Here is a 1,833-nt window from a genome sequence, read left to right on the forward strand (position 1 = left end):
AATCGGGTAGGAGGAAAATAATTATTTTATTTTCCGACCTCCCACACCACCGTACGTACGGTTCTCGTATACGGCGGTTTCATAGTTTACACTCTTACTTCAAGGTAATATTTAATAAAACTTAAATATCCTTGCTTTTCAAACCTTGCATTGGTAAGGGTTGTTGTAAGAATCCAGCTATTGGCTATATGCCAGTAGCTTTTTCTTGTATTCGCCCATTCCCATGCTTTTTGTTTAGCTACTCCTAATTTCTGTAGGTTTTCGAATTTCGTTTTAACCTTCTTCCATCTTTTCCATGTTATCATACGAATTCTTCTTCTTAACCACTCATCTATGGACTTCATGATAGCTTTCATGTCTGCTAATTTAAAGTATTGTACCCATCCTCGGATTATTTGATTAAGTTTTTCTTTCCTTCCTTCTATGCTCATTCCATTGCTTCTGCTTGTTACCACTCTTAATTTATCTTTTAATTTTCTTATGCTTGTAGGATGGACTTTGAATCTCCATTTGTCTTTTATTCTATAGAAAGCATACCCTAGATATTTCACCTTATCTAAAGTTGTTATTGTGGTTTTGTCTTTATTTATCTTTAGCTTCAATTTGCCTTCTATGAATTTGTTGACCCTTTGATATTGCCTTTGTCCCGCTCTTTTACTTTTGGTGAATATCATGATATCGTCGGCGTATCTTACATATCTATATCCCCATTTGTCGAGATTCTGGTCTAACTCATTTAGCATAATGTTTGCTAGAAGCGGACTGATTGGTCCTCCTTGAGGAACTCCTACTTCACTTTTTATGAATATTCCTCTGTCCATAATTCCTGCATTTAGGAACTTATGAATTAAGGATATAACCCTATTATCTTTTATCGTTCTTGATAGAATTTCTATTAGCATAGATTGATTTACTTTGTCGAAAAACTTTTCTAAGTCCATATCAATAACATACCAATACCCTTGATTTGCGTATTCTTGGCATCTTTTCAATGCTTCATGGCATCCTCTATTTGGTCTAAATCCATAACTTGACTCTGAAAATTGCTTCTCATATATTGGACTTAGTATTTGTAGAGTTGCCTGTTGAATTACTCTATCTGTTAGCGTTGGTATACCCAGCTTGCGTGTCTTACCTTTTTCTTTTGGTATCTCTACATGTTTTACTGGTTGTGGTTTGTAGCTGCCTTTCAGTAGGGATGCTAGAATTTCCTCCCGATGTGTCTTTAAATGTTCTAGAAGTTCCTCTATTTCCATATTATCGACTCCACCTGCTCCATTGTTTCTTTTTACTTTTAAATAGGCTTGATTCATATTGTCTCTGGATAGGATTTTTTCTAGCATTCTTTCTGTTGGTTCGTTTGTGTTGGTGTTGTCCTTTTCAATCATCCTTAAATCACTCTGCCCATTTCCGTGTCTTTCGTTTTCCACACTATTCCCACGGTTGATGATGGTGTCTTTATTCTGTTTTCTGCATATTGACGTGTTTTCGGTGATTTTCATTGACTTCATCTCCTATGATTCAGCCCTTCCTATTATATCTAGATTCTAATAGTACTATGGCTTCTGCTGACTTCTCATGACGAATCTTGTTTCAACCATGGTTCGTACTTTGTTTCCCCATGTCCATGAGACCTCCCCGGGTAAGAGCGACCGCTTTCATCCCATATACTCGCCACATTTACTGTCTGAGATTCGGGTAGTGTTGGACTTTGTTTTGTTTCGCAAACTCGTCCATCTCAGTTCAGCCTCGTATGCGGTTCTTGTTCATCGAGCCGGGATTTTGCCTCCGACTTCCTTCAGATTCCACCTCACGATGGACACCCTTGTCATT

General features: G+C 37.5%; 1 protein-coding gene. It reads right to left on the reverse strand.

Going from position 1 to position 1,833, the window contains the following annotated elements; genetic code table 11:
- Window positions 1–86 precede the first annotated feature (86 nt).
- Entirely contained in the window at window positions 87–1,502 is a 1,416-nt protein-coding gene (gene ltrA / locus E4100_RS09245) for a group II intron reverse transcriptase/maturase (protein ID WP_135271760.1), read from the reverse strand.
- Between the last annotated feature and the right edge of the window lie 331 nt (window positions 1,503–1,833).

It is taken from the genome of Soehngenia longivitae, from assembly GCF_004684055.1.
GTDB lineage: Bacteria > Bacillota > Clostridia > Tissierellales > Tissierellaceae > Soehngenia > Soehngenia longivitae.